Below are 15,777 nucleotides of genomic sequence, written 5' to 3' on the forward strand. Positions count from 1 at the left end.
CGTGGGCGATAAGATCAAGGCGCTCTGGCGCAAGACTTTGTGGGCGTGGTCGCCTGACAGCGAGCGCGAATCGTCGGAATCAATCGTCAAGAACTTCTGGCTCCACTGGTTCCCGGCCAAAGTCGCGCGCGCCAGCATGGATTGGAACTACTCCTTCTGGCTCGGCACCGCGTCGGCATCGCTGCTGATGATCCTGACCGTCACCGGCGTGATGCTGATGTTCTATTACGTGCCGTCCACCGAGCGCGCCTACGGAAGTATCAAGGATCTGGAATACGCCGTCAGCTTCGGCCGCCTGCTCAGAAATCAGCATCGATGGGCGGCGGAGGGGATGGTTGCGGTTGTTTATATCCACATGGCGCGAGTGTTCTTCACCGGCGCGTACCGCGGCACCCGCGCGATCAACTGGGTGGTCGGGGTAATTCTTTTCCTCGCGACATTGCTTCTGTCCTTCACCGGTTACCTGCTGCCGTGGGACCAGCTCGCATTCTGGGCGATCACCGTGGGCACCAGCATCGCGAAGCAAGCGCCGGTGGTCGGACCTACTATCCAATTCATTCTGCTTGGCGGCAATGAGATCGGACAGCAGACCTTGCTGCGTTTTTACGTGCTGCACGTTTTCTTCCTGCCGGTCTTCGCGTTGGTGCTGTTCGCTTATCACATGTGGCGCGTGCGCAAGGACGGCGGTCTCGCGGCGATCGAGCGCGTCCGCCATGAGCGCGCGATGGCGCCGAAGGCGACTCCCAAGACCAAAAGTTACTCGCTGTTCGGGATTACGCCGGGCACCTCCGTGCAGGTGATGAGTTCGACCGGTCTCGAAGAGTCCGATCAGGTTTTCTCGTCGCCGAATATGTCGCGGCGAATCGCGCTGGTCTTCCTGGTCGTGTTCAACATCACGCTGCTGGCCGCGTTGATGTTCAATGCGCCGCTGGAGGGTCTCGCCAATCCATCGGTGACGCCCAATCCGGCGAAAGCGCCGTGGTATTTCGTCTGGCTGCAGGAGTTGGTCGCTTCAACAACTGTTCGCATGGGCGGGTTTACCGTCAGCGGCGCGTTGCTGGGCGGAATACTGCTGCCCGGATTTCTGCTCGCCGTGCTCACGCTATGGCCGTTCATCGATCGTTCGTCACTTCGGACCGAGGGGCGATGGCTCGCCCCCGAGCGCAGGCGGCAGAACGTAACCTTCGCGCTGGCGACGCTCGCGATCATCGTGCTGATCGTGGTCGGGGTTTACTTGCGCGGTCCCTACTGGCGGATCTACTGGCCCGGACAGCCGCGCCCCGAGATGCCGCGGCTTTACTGAAATGGCTGAAATCGGCAACAAGAACGAATCGTTCGAGGCCAAGGACTTCGGCTGGATGGTCGCGATGTCGGTCCTGTTCTTCGGGCTGGTCGTGGTTGGCTTCTGGTTTGAGTTCAGCACCGATTGGGGAGCTTATCAGCGTGAGTTTCCTCAACTGCTGAGCCACTACGGTAAAGTCGAAGACGCGCGCGACTTCCGCGAGGGCATCAAACAGATCTGGATACCCAAGATTGGCGTCACCGATCGCTGCATCACGTGCCATCTCGGCTACGAATGGTCTTCGGTTCTTCCGGCCACGATCGCCGAGCCGCTGAAGCCGCACACGATGAACGATTGGCTCGCGAAGCATGAATTCGAGCGCTTCGGATGCACGCCATGCCACGGCGGCGACGGATCGGCAACAACTCTCGCGGGATCTCATCAAGGGGGAAAGGGATGGGAAGATCCAATGCTCTCGCGCGCGCTGGCAGAGCGAAACGGGCTCACGATGAACGAGATGATGCAGATGCGATGCAACTTTTGCCATCGCCGTGATGCCGCGACGCCGGGGATGGACGAGATCAATCTCGCCAAACGGCTCATCGTCAAGAAAAAGTGCCTGATCTGCCATACCGTCGAAGGGCGCGGCGGCAACACCGGACCCGAGCTGACCTACGAGGGCGACAAAAACCCCGAGTTGCTGAGCTTCGCGCACGTCAACGGCGAACGCACGATGTTCAATTGGAACGTGCAGCATCTGACGCAGGCGAGCGTGGTTACGCCGAACACGCAGATGCCCGATTTCAACATGAAGCCCGAGGAATCGAGAGCGCTGACGCTGCTTCTGCTCAGCTGGCGGCGGCTGCCGTATCCCCCGGAATACATCCCGGATCCGGAATTGGCCGCAGCGGCGATGCAACCGTCGCCGTCGCCTGCCTCAAGCGCGACTCCGGCTCCGGCCGCGACGCCTATCGCGCGTTGAGTATTCCGAGTTAAATATCGTTTGGTGAATCGATGAAGCTGAAATTGTTGGCGTCAATCTTTGCGCTAGGCGCCGCGCTGTCCGTCGCGCAGCCCGCGCTGTCTGCGGGCAATGACGTGAGCGACGGGCACCGTTATTTCCTTCGCTACTGTGCGTCATGCCATGGTCTGGACGGTCTCGGAGACGGTCCGGTGGCGAAGAGCCTGTCCACGCCGCCGACAAGTCTGCGCAAGCTCGGCGACAAATATGGCGTGCCGCTGCCGGCGCATCGCATAGCCGAACTGATAGACGGTCGAGATACACCCAGGGCGCATGGGACTCACGAGATGCCGGTATGGGGAGAGCGCCTTTACGAGCTTGGCCAGGGTGAAAGGGGCGAATACGGGATCGGTGAAGTGATCGGCAAAATTATTGCCTACCTCAACATGATTCAGGATCGCCGAACTGCGATGCGATAACGCTGCAATGATGCGGGCGCGGCCCGCCAGCCCCGGTGCTGTCTTAATTCGGGACTGAGTGGTTGAATTTGAATCCGCGAGTGTCTTAATTCGGCGCAATGCAACTAGGGTAAATTACCCTATTTAATTTTGCTTGAGCGGTGCAGGTTTCGAACCTTCTGATCTTGGCATCGCTTGCAATTTGACGCCGTCCAACTCTCCGACTGCCATCATTTAGGGTGTCGGCAGGAACGCCGCCGGCGAGACGTGAAACCGCGCGGCAAGTTTTTTGATCTGATGCACATTGAGTTCGCGCTTTCCGCGCAGCACTTCCGATACTACGCCTTGGCTGCCGATCTCGGGCAGATCAGACTGCGTCAGGTCGTGCTCCTCCATCAGATACTTGAGCACTTCGAGCCCGGAGGCGTCGGCTAAAGCATGATGCTCCACGTCGTATGCCTCGATCAGCACGCTCAGCGTTTCGATGAAGCGGTAACGTGGGTCCCGCGGGTTGTCGCCAATCTCGTCAACCAGTTTGTTGAGCTGATTGACGGCCGTGTCGTATTCGCGGGCGCTGTGAATCGCGAGGAGCGGAGCGAATGCGGCCGGGTTCTTTAGGGTTCGAGTGGTAGTCCGACTTTTCATTTTTTCCAGCCACCTCTGTCGTATTCTGCATGGGTCAAGATGTAGCGGATGAACAGCATTTGCCTGTTGAAGTGAATCGCTGCGATCAGCCTGTACTTGTTACCAGCAATATTGAAAACGTAGAAATCGCCCTTGCCGGTCGGCACGTAGTCCACCGATCCGAAGGTTCGCTTCAGCTCGGCCAGATTTGAATACGTTCCACTTTTTACCAGCTTGCACCATACTCGCAGCGGCGCGTCAGCATCGGGGTATTGTTGCGCGAAGTCCCTGAGCGCCTTCTCCGAGACAACCCGCATGTCGAGAATATATCTCAGGATGAGATAGATGTCAACTCAAATTGCGATGAATTTTATTACTTCTTCGCCTTGCGCTTTTTGGCTCTCACCGCGGCGTGGCGGATATTCATGGACAGTGAGTTAGCAGGCGGTCGCGGGACCGGCAAACGGCGGTGGCGCAGAGGCGGCCGGGCGCGAGCGGAAATGCGGCCGCATCGCGAGATCGTTCCGACGAGTGTTGAGCGCAGCGGGAAAGAACTCGTGCGCCTGACCCGGGATTTTCGGGTACTCATTTCCTCAACATGATTCAGGATCGCCGAATGGCGGCGCGATAACGCTGCGCGCGGGCGGGCTCAGCGGGCGCCTGAGTTGCCAGGTTCGCAGGGCGTACGATGCAGCAGGGGTTCGAGCGCATCGTCGATTTCCGTGACAAGGCATTCGCGCGGCCGGGTGGTATCGATGCGCAGGTGGTTGCGCGCCGCAATCTCGCCAAGCGGCTCGAACTCGGCGCGCTGGCGCTGGTACACCTCCGGCGTAGCGTCTGAGACTTCACCGTGTATCGACGCGCGCCGCTCCAGCCGGCGTATCGCTTCGTCCTCACTGACGACGCATTCAACGAAAAGCACCGGCACGCCGTGGCGCGCCGCTATCGCCAGGGAGCGCTGCCTTTTGGCGGACGCCTTGAACGTCGCGTCGAGAATCGCTCCGCGGCCCTCGCTCAGGAGGCTCTCCGCTTCGTCGAGCATCGCGTCGTAGGTGATTGTCGTAAACCTGTCGGAATATATATCGGCTCCGTAATCCGCGCGGACGTGCTCGTGTGCGGAGACAGCTGCCAGGCGCTTGCGGACGCGGTCCGAGTTGATGATCTCGAAGCCCTTGCGATGCCGGAGCATGCGGGCGACGGTCGATTTGCCGGTGCCCGAAAGCCCGCACACTACGATCAGAGCCGGCGATGCGCCACGGGCATAGCGCCACGCGAGCTCGAAGTAACTCCGCGCGAGTTGCCCAGCGCGCTCGTTATCCGCCGCGCCAACCTCGCGCTCGAGGCTTCTCAGGCTCTCGACCTTGCCGCGCACGCATGCGCGATAGCACTTGTAGAACGGAACGAACAGCGCAAGCTCTTCGTCGCCGGTGATCTCCGCGTAGTCCTCGACCAACTCTTCGGCGAACCCAGGCGCGCCGAGCCGCTCGAGGTCCATCGCCAGGAATGCGATCTCCGAAGCGACGTCGCCGTAGCGCAACTGCTCGCTGAACTCGACGCAATCGATCACATCGATTTCGTTTTCGTTGCCCACAAGGCAGATATGCTCGGCGCGCAAATCGCCGTGGCCTTCGCGCACCCGGCCCTCGCGCGCCCGCTCATTCAATGGCCGCCAATGAGCCGTGATAAAGGCGCGGCAGAAGGCGTCGATCGCGGTGAATTGGTCTTGGCGAAGCGTGCGACCGATAAAATCCCGGCTCTGCGCGATGTCCCCGATCACGCCGCGCCAGATTGCCGCGGCTGAACCGTAGGCCCATCCACGATTCGACGGCGCGCTCGCATGAAACTGCGCCATACGCGCCGCAATAGCGCGAATCGTGCGGCTATCCACCTGGCCCGCGGCGAGCAGCCGATCGAGCATGCGGTCTTCGGGCAGCCGGCGCATCTTGACCGCGTACTCGACGGCTTCGGGATGCTCGACGCGAACCTCGGGTCCGAGCACGAAGCAGTCCGCACGCTTAAGAATCGCGAACACGCCGAGGTACACACTTGGCGAAAGACGCGCGTTGAGGCGCACCTCCTCGATGCAATAGTGGAACCGGCGCGCGAGCCTGGAACAATCCAGGAATGCAAAATGAACCGGCTTCTTGACCTTGAAAACCGTTTCTCCGGCGACAAAGACGTAAGATATGTGCGTCTGCTTGAGTTCGACGCGAGCGGGCGAGTCCGGGTAGAACTCCGGCCGCATCATTGCCTCGACCAGCGCCGCGACACCGCCCGCGCGATCTCCGCCAGGCCTCGGCGTCCCGCATGGTTCCATCATTTCACCCGGGTCCGCGCATCGCTCCCGCCTGCCCGCCGTGCTCAGACTCGCGCGGTCAGCGCCTCTAGCACGTCGCCCGTGGTTATCACGCCGGCGAGCTTGCCGTCTTCCAGCACTGGCAGCCCTCCGATCTTCCGGTCGCGCAGCAAGCGCGCAGCCTCTCGAATATCGGTCGATGGCGTGACAGTTATCAGCGTTTCGCTCATCGCCTTGCACGCCTCGGTTTGATCCAAAAGGCCGGTGTGCTGGCGGATGTCGCGGTCGGTCACAATTCCGACCGGGACGCCTTCATTGAGGATCGGCACGCATCGAAAGCCTCCCGCGTGCATCTTGGTTGCGATGGAGGCAAGCTTCTCGTGCGGAGTCGCGGTGATCGGATTTTTCGTCATCCAGGTGCCGACCAGGTCGCTTTGCGCGGGCGTGCAGCGCACGGTCACCACCGGGCACATGGATTCGCGCAAGACGACCTCGGCGATGCTGCCAAGGAAAAAGCGCTTGAAGCCACGGCGCCCGTGCGTGGCCATTACGATTACGTCGGCGCTGGTTTTCTTTTCGGCGTTTAAGATGGCACCGGCCGGCTCGCCGGTATGGGTCAGAACTTCGTACTTGAGTCCGTCCAGTCGCTTGTGTGCGATCTCGAGCAGCTTGGCGCGGGCAGTCTCTTCCTGCCCCTTGTAGAGGTCGACATAGATCGGCATCCCCGTCGGCGCGAGGATCATCGGAACCACGTGCAAGACAAACACGGTGCCGTCGCTCTCGCGGGCGAAATCCGCGGCAGTATCGAGCGCCTGCATCGAGTTATCGTCGAAGTCCACCGGGCAAAGAATTCTGCGGAATGGGTATGCCATGAAAATATGCTCCTTCGAGGTCAGGCGCGGCGCGATACTCAGTGGACTAGCGAATGCCGTGCCATCCCCGGTTTTGGATTTTCGCGGCTCGCAATGACGATTCGATCGCGCACCGCGATGACCTGCATCCGATCGCAGCACTCAGACACTTCCATGCTAAAGCATTCTTCAGCGAGCTTATAGCCGTCAAGAGATGCTCTCGCCACTCCGTAACCTTTATCGGTTCCGAGCGTCTTGCTGTTCACGACGGTATCTTACGGTCAATTTATGAAACTCATCGCTTCAATATCGTTTGCCGCGGCCCTGTTAATGCTAGCGCCCGCCCTGTCGGCGCAGGCTCAGCCGAATTCAGTAGTAATCCCGTCCGCTAACGGCGCAAGCCAGAGCGCTCCGTCCGGTGGCGAGACGAATAAACCGGCAGTGGCCGAGACCGGGAAGCCGGCGGCTCACAAGGCCGCTCATCCCAAGAAGAAAAAGACCTCTTTCATGCATAAGATGCGTGACAAGGCAGAGCAGCAAGTTCAAAAGCTGCTCGGCTCGAAACAACAACCAAAACCGCAATAGCTCCTGATCGTCCCTCAAGAGCCGCGTTGCTCTCGCAGATACTCAGCCTGCGGAAGCGCAGCATCGATCGCGAAGATGTATCGCTTCGCGTCATTTCGCAAACGTCGATGCGGCTGATGGGCAGGATGAGACGGGGAGCGTTTACTGTCCAGCTCACAAAAGCCCGCACCTTCATTGCAGACCATAGCATCGACGCCTAGCCGCCGATGGCAAGCGAATTGCACGCTCATCAACTGACTCTTCGGAGGACAAGGATGCAGATTGTCAACTTGATGACCCCGGACCCCATCGTAATCAATCCTGATGACACATTGGCGAACGCCAAGGCCGTCATGGACGACGGCCGGTTCAGGCGATTGCCGGTGGTGGAGGGCGGGCGGCTGGTCGGGATCCTCACCGAGCGCGATATACGCGAGCACATGGGCTACCTGGGATCGACGCGGGTGAATGCGGCGATGCGCACCGAGCTCATCACCGTCGCGCCGCATAGTACGGTGGAAGACGCGGCCCGGCTGATGCTGAAGCACAAGATCGGTGGACTGCCGATCGTCGCCGACGGCAAGCTGGTCGGCATCGTCACCACGAGCGATTTGCTGAGGGCGTTCCTGCTGGTGGTTGCGGGAACCAGCAAGATCATGAACGGCTAAGGGCACGCAAGGAGCAGCGAATCGCAAAGAGGCATCGAATGAAGCAGACCACCGGTAACACTCCCCGCAAGGGACTCACCCGCAGCCTCGACCGCCGCGGCACGCGCTCCGACATGAGCCCGCCTGTCGCGCAGAAGCAGCGCCCACCCAAAGATCCCTCGGTTTGCGACGTCTGTGGGAGCATTTATACGGCCAAAACCTGGCGGCGCAATCGGACGCTCCCCGCCAAACTGATCAACGCGGCGGCATGGACTATCTGCCCGGGGTGCAAGCAGGCGAAAAGCGGCGAATACTTCGGGCGGGTGCTGGTGCGCGGCTCGAACGCAAGCTCAAACCTGGAGGCGATCCGCGCGCGGATCGCCAACGTCGAACGGCGCGCCGAATTCACTCAACCCGAGCGGCGGATTGTCTCCAGCAAATGGAATGGCGCGACGCTCGAGGTCCTGACCACGTCGCAAAAGCTGGCGCATCGTATCGCCCGCGAACTGCAGAAAGCTTTCGGCGGACGCGCGCGTTACAACTGGTCTGACCAGGACGGCGCCCTTACGGCCGTCTGGGAAGCGTAAACGCGTGCGTCGCGCGCCTGATCACTCGATTCCGTACTTCACGATCTTGGCGTAGAGCTTCTTGCGGGAGATCTTCAGCAGCTTGGCAGCCTGCACCTTGTTGCCTTCAGTCGCATCGAGCGCGCGGCGGATAAGGGCGTGCTCGGCATCGGCGAAACTGCCGACCGGATTTACCCTGGCGACGGGTTCGCGTTCGGCGGCGTGCGAACCGGCGATCGATGCCGGCAGGTCCTGCAATCGGATCACGGGCGAGCGGCTGAACGTGAATGCGCTCTCGATCGCGTTGGCAAGTTCGCGCACGTTGCCCGGCCACGAATACCGTCGCATGGCCTCGATCGCTTCGTCCTCTGCCCCCGTGACCGGAACTCCCCGCATCTGCCGTGCGTTGAAGAGCTCGATGAAATGTTCGACCAGCAGCGCCACATCCTCAAGCCGCGCCCGCAGCGGCGGTATATGAATGACGCCCGCCTGCAGACGGTAGTAGAGGTCGTCTCGAAGGCGGCCGGCCTTCACCTCCTCCTGGGGATCGCGGTTGGTCGAGGCGATCAGGCGCACGTCCACTGCAATCTCTCTGGTCGAGCCTACCGGACGCACCGAGCGCTCCTGAATCGCGCGCAGCAGCTTGCTCTGCGTGTCGGCGCTCATCTCCGTGACCTCGTCCAGGAACAGAGTTCCGCCGTCAGCCGCGCGGAACAGCCCCAGGTACTCGGCGTTCGCTCCGCTGAACGCGCCGCGCTTGTATCCAAATAGCTCGCTTTCGATCAGGTCCTTGGGTACCGCCGCGCAGTTGAGCGCGACGAACGGCGCCCCCGGCTGCGGGCCGCATTCATGAATGGCGTGCGCTACCAGCTCCTTGCCCGTGCCGCTCTCGCCGACGATTAGGATCGTGCCGCGCGTGACGCCGGCCGCCTCCACCCGGTCGTACAGCTGGCGCATCGCCGCACTGGCGCCGACCATCCCGTGGAACCGGCTGCGAGAATGATTTGGAAGCGTCGCGGCTTCGCGCTCGAGCGCCATTATTCGCGCTCCGGAGACGGCGGTCTTCGAGCGGAAGTAGGTATCGGCGAGCACGACGATCCGGATGTGACTTAGCTTGTCGAACGCCTGGTAGGTCCGCCCCGTTAATGGCGGGAAGGTAGGAAACGCGGTGGCCGCGCTCTCCTCGAAAAGGTGGATCGAGACGATCAATTCCTGGAATGGCACCCCGCGTTCGGCGAGCTGTTCCCCGATTCGTGCGACGTTGGCGGCGAAGCCGTCCATGTCTTTGCCGAGTAAATCCTTCAGCGTGGCATCGAGTTCGCTGCCGTAAATCTCCATGAATTCCGTCTTCGTCAGCGCGCGGCTGTCGGCAAAGTGCAGCACGTAGAGCTGATACCAGTGGTCCAGCACGCGGTTGCGATGCTTCTGGACGGACTCCAGGACCGGACGCAGCTCGTCGAGTTCCGTGTCCCACAGCAGGTGAAAATAGCGCGGCCCGCCGCTGGGCAGAGCAGCAGGAGCCGGTGCGTTGGTGTTTGTCTTCATTCGTCAGGTTTCCGGGTCAAATGGCTCGAAAGGCGTCAATCCGATTAAAAACTGCACTCAGCGGGGACAATTCTTTTTTAACATATGTTGCCTCAAAAACCAAAATCGTCGGATTTCAGCGGCGTTTTGCCCGGGCAGTCGCGTTGGCATGTTTCAAGCAAGAGCAGAGATGTCAGGTTGCCAGCGTGACAAATCAATGCTCCAGCAGCACAAACGACTGAAGCTCGCATCGAGCTCCTCGGAGGGCAAAGTGAGCCGCAAGTCTGGACCCCGGCTTGCGCTTGCCTCACAGGCGGACCCGGCAGGAACCACGGGCGGAAAGCGCGGGGCGATAGCAGTTTTCTCGCGCGACGAATCGGTCGTGCAGATAATCGCCGAGGGCGTGAGCGATGCCTGGGTCATTGCGAAATTTGCCGATCCGCATGACGGGCACGCGTTCCTGCTCAAGCCGGACGTCAAGATGGTGGTAATCGACGACGAAGCTCTCGAGGAATCGACCCGCGCCTGGCTGCTTGACCAAGTGCGCAAACACGCCCTCCATGCACTCGTTGCCTACATCGCCGCGAATCACAGTCCCGAGACCGAACGGCAAGCGCGTGCATATAGCGTCCAGTACTACACCTCGAAGCCGATGGATCGAGAACGCACGCTCAGGGTTTTGCATTCGTTCGAGCACGCGGTTCATTAGGCCGCCAAATAAGCGCCGGCCTGGCGCTGCGCGCGACGGCGCTAATGGATAAGCACTCGCGGCTCGCGTCACTTCTGCTGGATGCTCTCGACGAATCGCGCCATCGCTTCGATTCTTCTCTTCACCTCGGCATCGCTTTCGGGCGTGAACTCCTGGCCCGGCTTCTGAAGGGTTGTCCCCCAAAAGGGCATCTGGAGCCGCGCGTGCGACGGTATATTCTTGCGGCCGTCGATTGAGTCCACGACCTCATCGAAGGGAAATTTCCCGCCATTTTTCCTTGCCATCTGAGTGAGGTCGTTCGGCGGCGGGTTCATCGGAATGCTCAAGCGGGAGGGGCCGTCGCCCTTACCGGTAAGCCCATGGCACTCGGCGCAGTAATTTTGGTAATCCCGGATTCCGGACTGCGCGGCGGCGGTCCGGGCGCTAGTCGCGAGCACCAGCGTCAGCAACAGGAACCCGGCCGACGCCTGCGCCAATGCCGTGAGTACTCTGCCTGGGAGCGCAATCGCGATGCGATTATATCGGCCCGTCATGGTGCGGGGTCCTTTCTGTGGTCATTTGAAATCGCCATTACACGCAGCTCATTAGGCGCGCTTTGCGTCTATTCAGCAACCTTACGACGCCACGCGAGAGACGCCCACGAATCATGACGCCAACGGCACCACCAGGTGACGCGATCGGCGGCATGATTCCTCGATCTATGCTTGCCCGCCGACCCCAAAAGCCCGGAAACATCTTGTTTATGAGCGGAAGAAATGTGGCCCAAGCTGGATTTTAACTGCCGACCCTCATTCAGTTTTGATCGGGGAAATCGTCTGCGAATCTGGCGAGGTATTCGGACCAAAATAAAAGCAGCAGTGCTGGAGAGAATCTTCTTGTCGAGAATTCGCCTCGCATTTTCACCCTAACGGTCGGACGGCTGATTCGGCTTAGCGATCTGTCGAACCAGACTCCTCCAGGCGATTGTCGAAGGCCGACCGCCGCGGTTCAGATCCTCTTTTTGGTAGCGACAAACGTCAGGATCGCAGGCTAGCCTGAATTTTTACCGAGTCGATGATGAAACGGCGGTGTTCGCGCGTCACCACGCCTTCAGCAACGAGACTCTTGAGGCACTCGCTCACTTTCGGCCGCGAGGACTCCACCAGGTCCGCTATGTCCTGACCGCTTAGACCCAGATCTATGATCATCGCGTGGTCGTCTCGCTGACCGAACTTGCGGCCGAGGTCGAGCAAGGCGAGCATGATTTTCTCTCGAACGGTTTGACTGAGAAAGTTTGAATGGCGCTCCAGAAGCGTCCACCATCGGCCGACCGTCAAATTGAGCGCCTCGTTAAACTCGCGGAATGGAATGCCAACGATGCCCTCCACGAGCGCGGTTGGGCTTATTAAACCGATTTGACAATCCGTGAACGTCTCGCAGGTGAGTTTATGATGGATATCGGGCAATAATGACGGAATCTCGATCACGTCGCCGGGTCCCAGCACCTCGAGCAGATTGCGTTCCCCTTTTCGATTGAGGCAGATAAGCCGGGCGATTCCCGAGAGCACGATGTACACGGCTTCATCTGATTCCCCCTCCTTATAGACGATCGAGTGTCTGGAAAACTGCCGAATCCTCATCCTGGCACGCAAGGCTTCCAATTTGCGTAAGGAAAGACCCGCCAGCCCTTTCAATTTCCCTAAATCTTGAGCGCTGACTGCGCGAGGTTGAGGAGGCCTGGCCCCCCTTTGCCTGATGTATCTGCCGCGTGACGAGCGTGGTGCCATGGGTGGAAAAATTGAAGCGATCTCGGTGTCCCTTAAGTCTAACTTGCGTCCGTCGAATCGCAGCCGTCGAGCGCAGTCGCCGGATGTAACGACAATCGGTGCGAGAAAACAACGGAGGAGTCGTTCCTTTTGTAACAGAATCGGCCTTGAACGTAACTTTATTTGGCCTAGAACATGCTCCAAATTCAGGCTTATCCGTTGTAAGCGCCAACGGTGTATACGCCCGATCTGGGCGGTGCGATTTTGAATGAGAAAAGAGCTTCCCGCGAAACAGACCTCGACAGACTAAGCCGGCTCAAGGTTTTGTCGTGGCTTTCTCCGTCTGAGCTCAAACTTTTGGCAAGTGCGCTGTCGCTTTCCGACTACAAACGACACGCGTTAATTCTGCGCGACGTTGCGCAGGCGCAAAGTGCCCACATTCTGTTGGCAGGAATTGCGCGCATCACCTGCCGCAACGCGCGCGACGAGCGTGTCACGGTGGCGATGCTGGCGCCGGGACCGATTCCGGAATTCCCAGCGCTGCCGCTCAGTCAGTCTGGTTTTCAATGCGAGGCTTACAACGATTGCCGCGTTGGAACTGTGAGCTGGGCTGACTTCGGCGGCATTACCCCAAATGCTCCCGAGTCCGCCTTCAAGCAATTTCACAGCAACGATTTGAAGCAGTGGTACCGCCTCCTGCTGCGCAGCTCGAGTTTCCTGAACCTTGGCCTGCACGAACGAATCGCCGTTGCGCTGTTGGAGCTGTGCTCGGACTTTGGAGTCGAGGAATCGCGCGGCACGCTGCTGCGCGTATCTTTCAGCCATAAGGACATCGCCAACCTGGTCGGCGCCTCGCGGCCCAGAGTGACCGAGCATCTGGCGCGATTGGAGCGCGAAAAGTTCGTCATTCGCCAGGGACGACAGATGGTCGTGCAGGTCGCCAAGCTTCTCGATTCCATGAATGCTCAGGCCGGGCCGCATGTTTTGCGGGTCGATCCGCGACGTGAATAAGGCGAGCGGTTCGGCGCGAGGTCAGTCTTAGGATGGACCTAGCAAAATCGCGAGCGGATAGGTTTTGCGGGGTTCTTGCGATTTGCGCCGTCGGAGGCGTTCTCCGGGTCCGCGCACGATCTGGAATCGCGCGCACACGCGCGCTTTTCGCGCGATTCTCCGACACGTCCGAAAATCCAGAGATTGAATGGTGGAGCAGAGTGGATTTGAACTGGCGACCCCCACTTCGCCTTCTCATCGCAAAATTGTCCGCGGAGTTGGCGACTAATTTGCAAAAGATTAAAACAGCGCTGCTGGAGAGAGCATTATCGCCACGCGTTCGCCTTGAATGTTTCTCTCCCAAGGTCGCAGCCAGGGCGTGATTTTTGGCCATCTTCCTCAGCATCTTTTCTATACGCGGCTATGATCTCGTCTTACGTAGTGGCCACCCGCCGTTCCTCCGCCATTGGATTGCTTAGCCTCTGGCGCCGCGCTATTTCTGTGGACAACAGACTGATTATGAACTGACGGTTTGATTGCAGAGTCGAGAGTAAGCTGCGCTTGCGACGACCGCAGGCTCCAACCGCGCAGGCGGGGAAATCCAATTAAACGCCAACAAAAAATAGGACGGATTGGCGTTATCGTATCCTTGAGTTTGGCCGCTTGCGCTTTGCTCATAGTGTCGACGAGCGCGCCACGTGCACAACTGGCGTCTTCCCCTTGGCCTGTGTTTCGGCACGATTCCGCGCACACCGGCCAAAGCCAGGTCGATACCAGCACTAACAACGGCGTCCAGACATGGTTGTTTGTCTACCCGGGAGGCACTTTTTTTGCGCCGCTATCGTCGCCCACACTTGGCGCAGATGGAACGATCTATTCAACTCCCGGAGACGACAACCTCTACGCATTTAATCCGGACGGGACGCTGAAGTGGACTTTTGTAACCCCCTGGCCAATGGACTCTTCACCCGTGGTCGGAGCCGATGGAACCATCTACGCTCCTTCACAGGGCGATATTCGAGACGGTTATCTGTACGCCGTTAACCCCGATGGGACGCTGAAGTGGACTTTCCAAACCAGCTTTTCATGCGAGTCTTCTCCTGCCATCGGTTCCGATGGGACAATCTACATTTACTGCGATGACGGCAAGCTGTATGCGATCAACCCCGATGGCACGACGAAGTGGGTGCTGGCGGAAGGATTTGATGGAACCAATGAGATGTCCTCTCCGGCGATCGGTGCCGACGGAACGATTTACTTCGGTTCCGCTAACTACAACCTCTACGCGGTAAACCCAGACGGCACGTTGAAATGGGCGTTTCAGACGCCTGGCGACGTGGAGTCCTCTCCGGCAGTAGGGCCAGATGGTACCATCTATGTCGGTTCCGAATACACCAATGGCTATCCACATAGTATCGCCTACCTGTTCGCCATCAATCCGGACGGTTCCTTGAAGTGGCGGTTCCAGTCACCGAATTACTGGGTGCTGTCCTCGCCGGCAATTGGGACCGATGGCACAATCTATTTTGGAGACGGACTCAGCTTGTGGGCGTTACACCCCGACGGCAGTCTCCGGTGGCAAGTCATTCCCGACGATACTGGGGGCTTCAACCAAGCGGTAATCTCCTCGCCCGCGATCGGAGCCGATGGCGCTGTTTATGTCGGGACCAACGACGGAAAGATCTATGCGGTAAATCCCGATGGGTCGGTTAAGTGGAAGTTCCCCGTCGGCCTTTCGCTTGTTGAGGGAGCGCCGGCGATCGGCGCTGACGGAACGGTCTACATCAACGTGTGTCCTTTTGGCCCAAATCGTCTTTACGCAATAGGCCACGGCGTTCCGCCAACGCCCACACCAACGCCCACGCCGGTGCCGGTCAAACTCGAGATCAGACCGAAGTCGCTAAATTTCGGCACCGTGGAGGTCGGGAAGCATAAGGGACCCAAACATGTCATCGTGCGCAATCCCAAAGGGGGCAAGAAGACGCCCGGTATTACGGTGACGATTTTAGGGCTCAGTGGAGGGGGCAGTCCGTTCAGCGTGACGAATGGCTGCAGTGTATCGGACCTGTCCCCAGGCGATGGGTGCTCCTTCGAAGTTACGTTCGCGCCGACCGCCGCCGTATCGTCTACTGCCACCCTGATGATCATCGACAATGCGGAGCAGCAGTCGGTGGACCTGTCGGGAAAGGGGCAAGCGCCGAAGAACAGATAGGCACGGATCGAGTCTCCACGATCGGGCTACTTTAGCGGGCTTCACTCTCTTGAAATTTCCGTCCGCAATGCTGAGCGGAAGCTTGAGCAACCTGACGCTGCCGGTCACTGTGATCGCGGGACAAGGGTATCCAGGCCTCTTGAGCCAGAGGCGACGGCTACGGTCAGATCACGTTTCCAGCCCCAAATGGCGGGCGTGGAGCATTCGGCATTGCCCTGGTTATCAAATGAGTGCTCAACTGAACTTCGGAATCTTTCTTTGGAGGGCGGAAGCCGCACAGAGATAGCTGGTCGAGGCCTCGCCAATCTAAAGCGCACGAAGGGCCGACCGTGATCCAAGGCTAAGGCC

General features: G+C 59.5%; 17 protein-coding genes. 9 read left to right on the forward strand and 8 right to left on the reverse strand.

Annotation, left to right across the window (positions count from 1 at the left end):
- Position 1 precedes the first annotated feature (1 nt).
- Genes ABSB13_RS01780 through ABSB13_RS01790 form a run of 3 tightly spaced genes read left to right on the forward strand, consistent with a single transcriptional unit; the run spans position 2 to position 2,722 of the window.
- Positions 2–1,303, forward strand: a complete 1,302-nt coding sequence (locus tag ABSB13_RS01780) for a cytochrome b (RefSeq protein WP_428104995.1) — start codon at positions 2–4, stop codon at positions 1,301–1,303.
- 1 nt (position 1,304) lies between these two features.
- Positions 1,305–2,264 carry a c-type cytochrome gene (locus ABSB13_RS01785; RefSeq protein WP_428104997.1) on the forward strand — a complete coding sequence of 320 codons (960 nt, stop codon included), beginning with the start codon at positions 1,305–1,307 and terminating at the stop codon, positions 2,262–2,264.
- Positions 2,265–2,296: 32 nt separating this feature from the next.
- Complete coding sequence (locus tag ABSB13_RS01790) at positions 2,297–2,722, forward strand: c-type cytochrome (RefSeq protein ID WP_428104999.1); 426 nt, start codon at positions 2,297–2,299, stop codon at positions 2,720–2,722.
- Positions 2,723–2,935: 213 nt separating this feature from the next.
- Here the strand turns inward: ABSB13_RS01790 and ABSB13_RS01795 are convergent, their stop codons facing one another.
- The 5 genes from ABSB13_RS01795 to ABSB13_RS01815 all read right to left on the reverse strand — a co-directional run bounded on the left by ABSB13_RS01795 (position 2,936) and on the right by ABSB13_RS01815 (position 6,738).
- The gene (locus ABSB13_RS01795) at positions 2,936–3,346 is read right to left on the reverse strand and encodes a helix-turn-helix domain-containing protein (RefSeq protein WP_428105000.1); all 411 of its coding nucleotides are present in this window, start codon (positions 3,344–3,346) and stop codon (positions 2,936–2,938) included.
- Positions 3,343–3,642: a type II toxin-antitoxin system HigB family toxin gene (locus ABSB13_RS01800; protein ID WP_428105002.1), complete on the reverse strand. Its 300-nt coding sequence runs from the start codon at positions 3,640–3,642 to the stop codon at positions 3,343–3,345. The genes ABSB13_RS01795 and ABSB13_RS01800 overlap by 4 nt, the downstream gene beginning before the upstream one ends.
- Positions 3,643–3,974: 332 nt before the next feature.
- Entirely contained in the window at positions 3,975–5,642 is a 1,668-nt protein-coding gene (locus tag ABSB13_RS01805) for a bifunctional aminoglycoside phosphotransferase/ATP-binding protein (RefSeq protein ID WP_428105004.1), read from the reverse strand.
- A 44-nt stretch (positions 5,643–5,686) separates the two neighbouring features.
- On the reverse strand, positions 5,687–6,493 hold the full coding sequence (locus ABSB13_RS01810) for a universal stress protein (RefSeq protein WP_428105005.1): 807 nt from the start codon (positions 6,491–6,493) through the stop codon (positions 5,687–5,689).
- A 38-nt stretch (positions 6,494–6,531) separates the two neighbouring features.
- Complete coding sequence (locus tag ABSB13_RS01815; RefSeq protein WP_428105007.1) at positions 6,532–6,738, reverse strand: hypothetical protein; 207 nt, start codon at positions 6,736–6,738, stop codon at positions 6,532–6,534.
- A 22-nt stretch (positions 6,739–6,760) separates the two neighbouring features.
- Here ABSB13_RS01815 and ABSB13_RS01820 point away from each other — a divergent pair, with 22 nt between their 5' ends.
- From ABSB13_RS01820 to ABSB13_RS01830, 3 genes are all read left to right on the forward strand, one after another.
- Complete coding sequence (locus ABSB13_RS01820; protein WP_428105009.1) at positions 6,761–7,057, forward strand: hypothetical protein; 297 nt, start codon at positions 6,761–6,763, stop codon at positions 7,055–7,057.
- Positions 7,058–7,311: 254 nt separating this feature from the next.
- Positions 7,312–7,704: a CBS domain-containing protein gene (locus ABSB13_RS01825; RefSeq protein ID WP_428105011.1), complete on the forward strand. Its 393-nt coding sequence runs from the start codon at positions 7,312–7,314 to the stop codon at positions 7,702–7,704.
- Between the two features lie 38 nt (positions 7,705–7,742).
- Positions 7,743–8,270, forward strand: a complete 528-nt coding sequence (locus ABSB13_RS01830) for a hypothetical protein (RefSeq protein ID WP_428105013.1) — start codon at positions 7,743–7,745, stop codon at positions 8,268–8,270.
- Positions 8,271–8,291: 21 nt separating this feature from the next.
- On the opposite strand, the gene ABSB13_RS01835 is transcribed toward ABSB13_RS01830, so the two are convergent.
- A complete protein-coding gene (locus ABSB13_RS01835; RefSeq protein WP_428105015.1) occupies positions 8,292–9,794 on the reverse strand; it encodes a sigma-54 interaction domain-containing protein in 1,503 nt (500 codons plus the stop codon).
- 250 nt (positions 9,795–10,044) lie between these two features.
- Between ABSB13_RS01835 and ABSB13_RS01840 the strand changes: the two genes are divergently transcribed.
- Positions 10,045–10,482, forward strand: a complete 438-nt coding sequence (locus ABSB13_RS01840; protein ID WP_428105017.1) for a hypothetical protein — start codon at positions 10,045–10,047, stop codon at positions 10,480–10,482.
- 68 nt (positions 10,483–10,550) lie between these two features.
- On the opposite strand, the gene ABSB13_RS01845 is transcribed toward ABSB13_RS01840, so the two are convergent.
- Both ABSB13_RS01845 and ABSB13_RS01850 read right to left on the reverse strand, forming a co-directional pair.
- Positions 10,551–11,015: a c-type cytochrome gene (locus ABSB13_RS01845; RefSeq protein ID WP_428105019.1), complete on the reverse strand. Its 465-nt coding sequence runs from the start codon at positions 11,013–11,015 to the stop codon at positions 10,551–10,553.
- A gap of 483 nt (positions 11,016–11,498) precedes the next feature.
- Positions 11,499–12,155, reverse strand: coding sequence for a Crp/Fnr family transcriptional regulator (locus ABSB13_RS01850; protein ID WP_428105021.1), 657 nt, complete (start codon positions 12,153–12,155; stop codon positions 11,499–11,501).
- A 429-nt stretch (positions 12,156–12,584) separates the two neighbouring features.
- Between ABSB13_RS01850 and ABSB13_RS01855 the strand changes: the two genes are divergently transcribed.
- Both ABSB13_RS01855 and ABSB13_RS01860 read left to right on the forward strand, forming a co-directional pair.
- Positions 12,585–13,238: a Crp/Fnr family transcriptional regulator gene (locus tag ABSB13_RS01855; RefSeq protein WP_428105023.1), complete on the forward strand. Its 654-nt coding sequence runs from the start codon at positions 12,585–12,587 to the stop codon at positions 13,236–13,238.
- Positions 13,239–13,944: 706 nt separating this feature from the next.
- The gene (locus tag ABSB13_RS01860; RefSeq protein ID WP_428105025.1) at positions 13,945–15,429 is read left to right on the forward strand and encodes an outer membrane protein assembly factor BamB family protein; all 1,485 of its coding nucleotides are present in this window, start codon (positions 13,945–13,947) and stop codon (positions 15,427–15,429) included.
- Positions 15,430–15,777: the final 348 nt, after the last annotated feature.

The organism is Binatus sp. (SeqCode), assembly GCF_050013435.1.
Taxonomy (GTDB): Bacteria; Desulfobacterota; Binatia; order Binatales; family Binataceae; genus Binatus.

Excerpts from the sequence above, each read along its gene's own strand:
- ABSB13_RS01785 (WP_428104997.1), top strand. The coding sequence starts at position 1,305 with ATGGCTGAAATCGGCAACAAGAACGAATCGTTCGAGGCCAAGGACTTC.
- ABSB13_RS01790 (WP_428104999.1), top strand. The coding sequence starts at position 2,297 with ATGAAGCTGAAATTGTTGGCGTCAATCTTTGCGCTAGGCGCCGCGCTG.
- ABSB13_RS01795 (WP_428105000.1), bottom strand. The coding sequence starts at position 3,346 with ATGAAAAGTCGGACTACCACTCGAACCCTAAAGAACCCGGCCGCATTC.
- ABSB13_RS01800 (WP_428105002.1), bottom strand. The coding sequence starts at position 3,642 with ATGCGGGTTGTCTCGGAGAAGGCGCTCAGGGACTTCGCGCAACAATAC.
- ABSB13_RS01805 (WP_428105004.1), bottom strand. The coding sequence starts at position 5,642 with ATGGAACCATGCGGGACGCCGAGGCCTGGCGGAGATCGCGCGGGCGGT.
- ABSB13_RS01810 (WP_428105005.1), bottom strand. The coding sequence starts at position 6,493 with ATGGCATACCCATTCCGCAGAATTCTTTGCCCGGTGGACTTCGACGAT.
- ABSB13_RS01820 (WP_428105009.1), top strand. The coding sequence starts at position 6,761 with ATGAAACTCATCGCTTCAATATCGTTTGCCGCGGCCCTGTTAATGCTA.
- ABSB13_RS01825 (WP_428105011.1), top strand. The coding sequence starts at position 7,312 with ATGCAGATTGTCAACTTGATGACCCCGGACCCCATCGTAATCAATCCT.
- ABSB13_RS01830 (WP_428105013.1), top strand. The coding sequence starts at position 7,743 with ATGAAGCAGACCACCGGTAACACTCCCCGCAAGGGACTCACCCGCAGC.
- ABSB13_RS01835 (WP_428105015.1), bottom strand. The coding sequence starts at position 9,794 with ATGAAGACAAACACCAACGCACCGGCTCCTGCTGCTCTGCCCAGCGGC.
- ABSB13_RS01845 (WP_428105019.1), bottom strand. The coding sequence starts at position 11,015 with ATGACGGGCCGATATAATCGCATCGCGATTGCGCTCCCAGGCAGAGTA.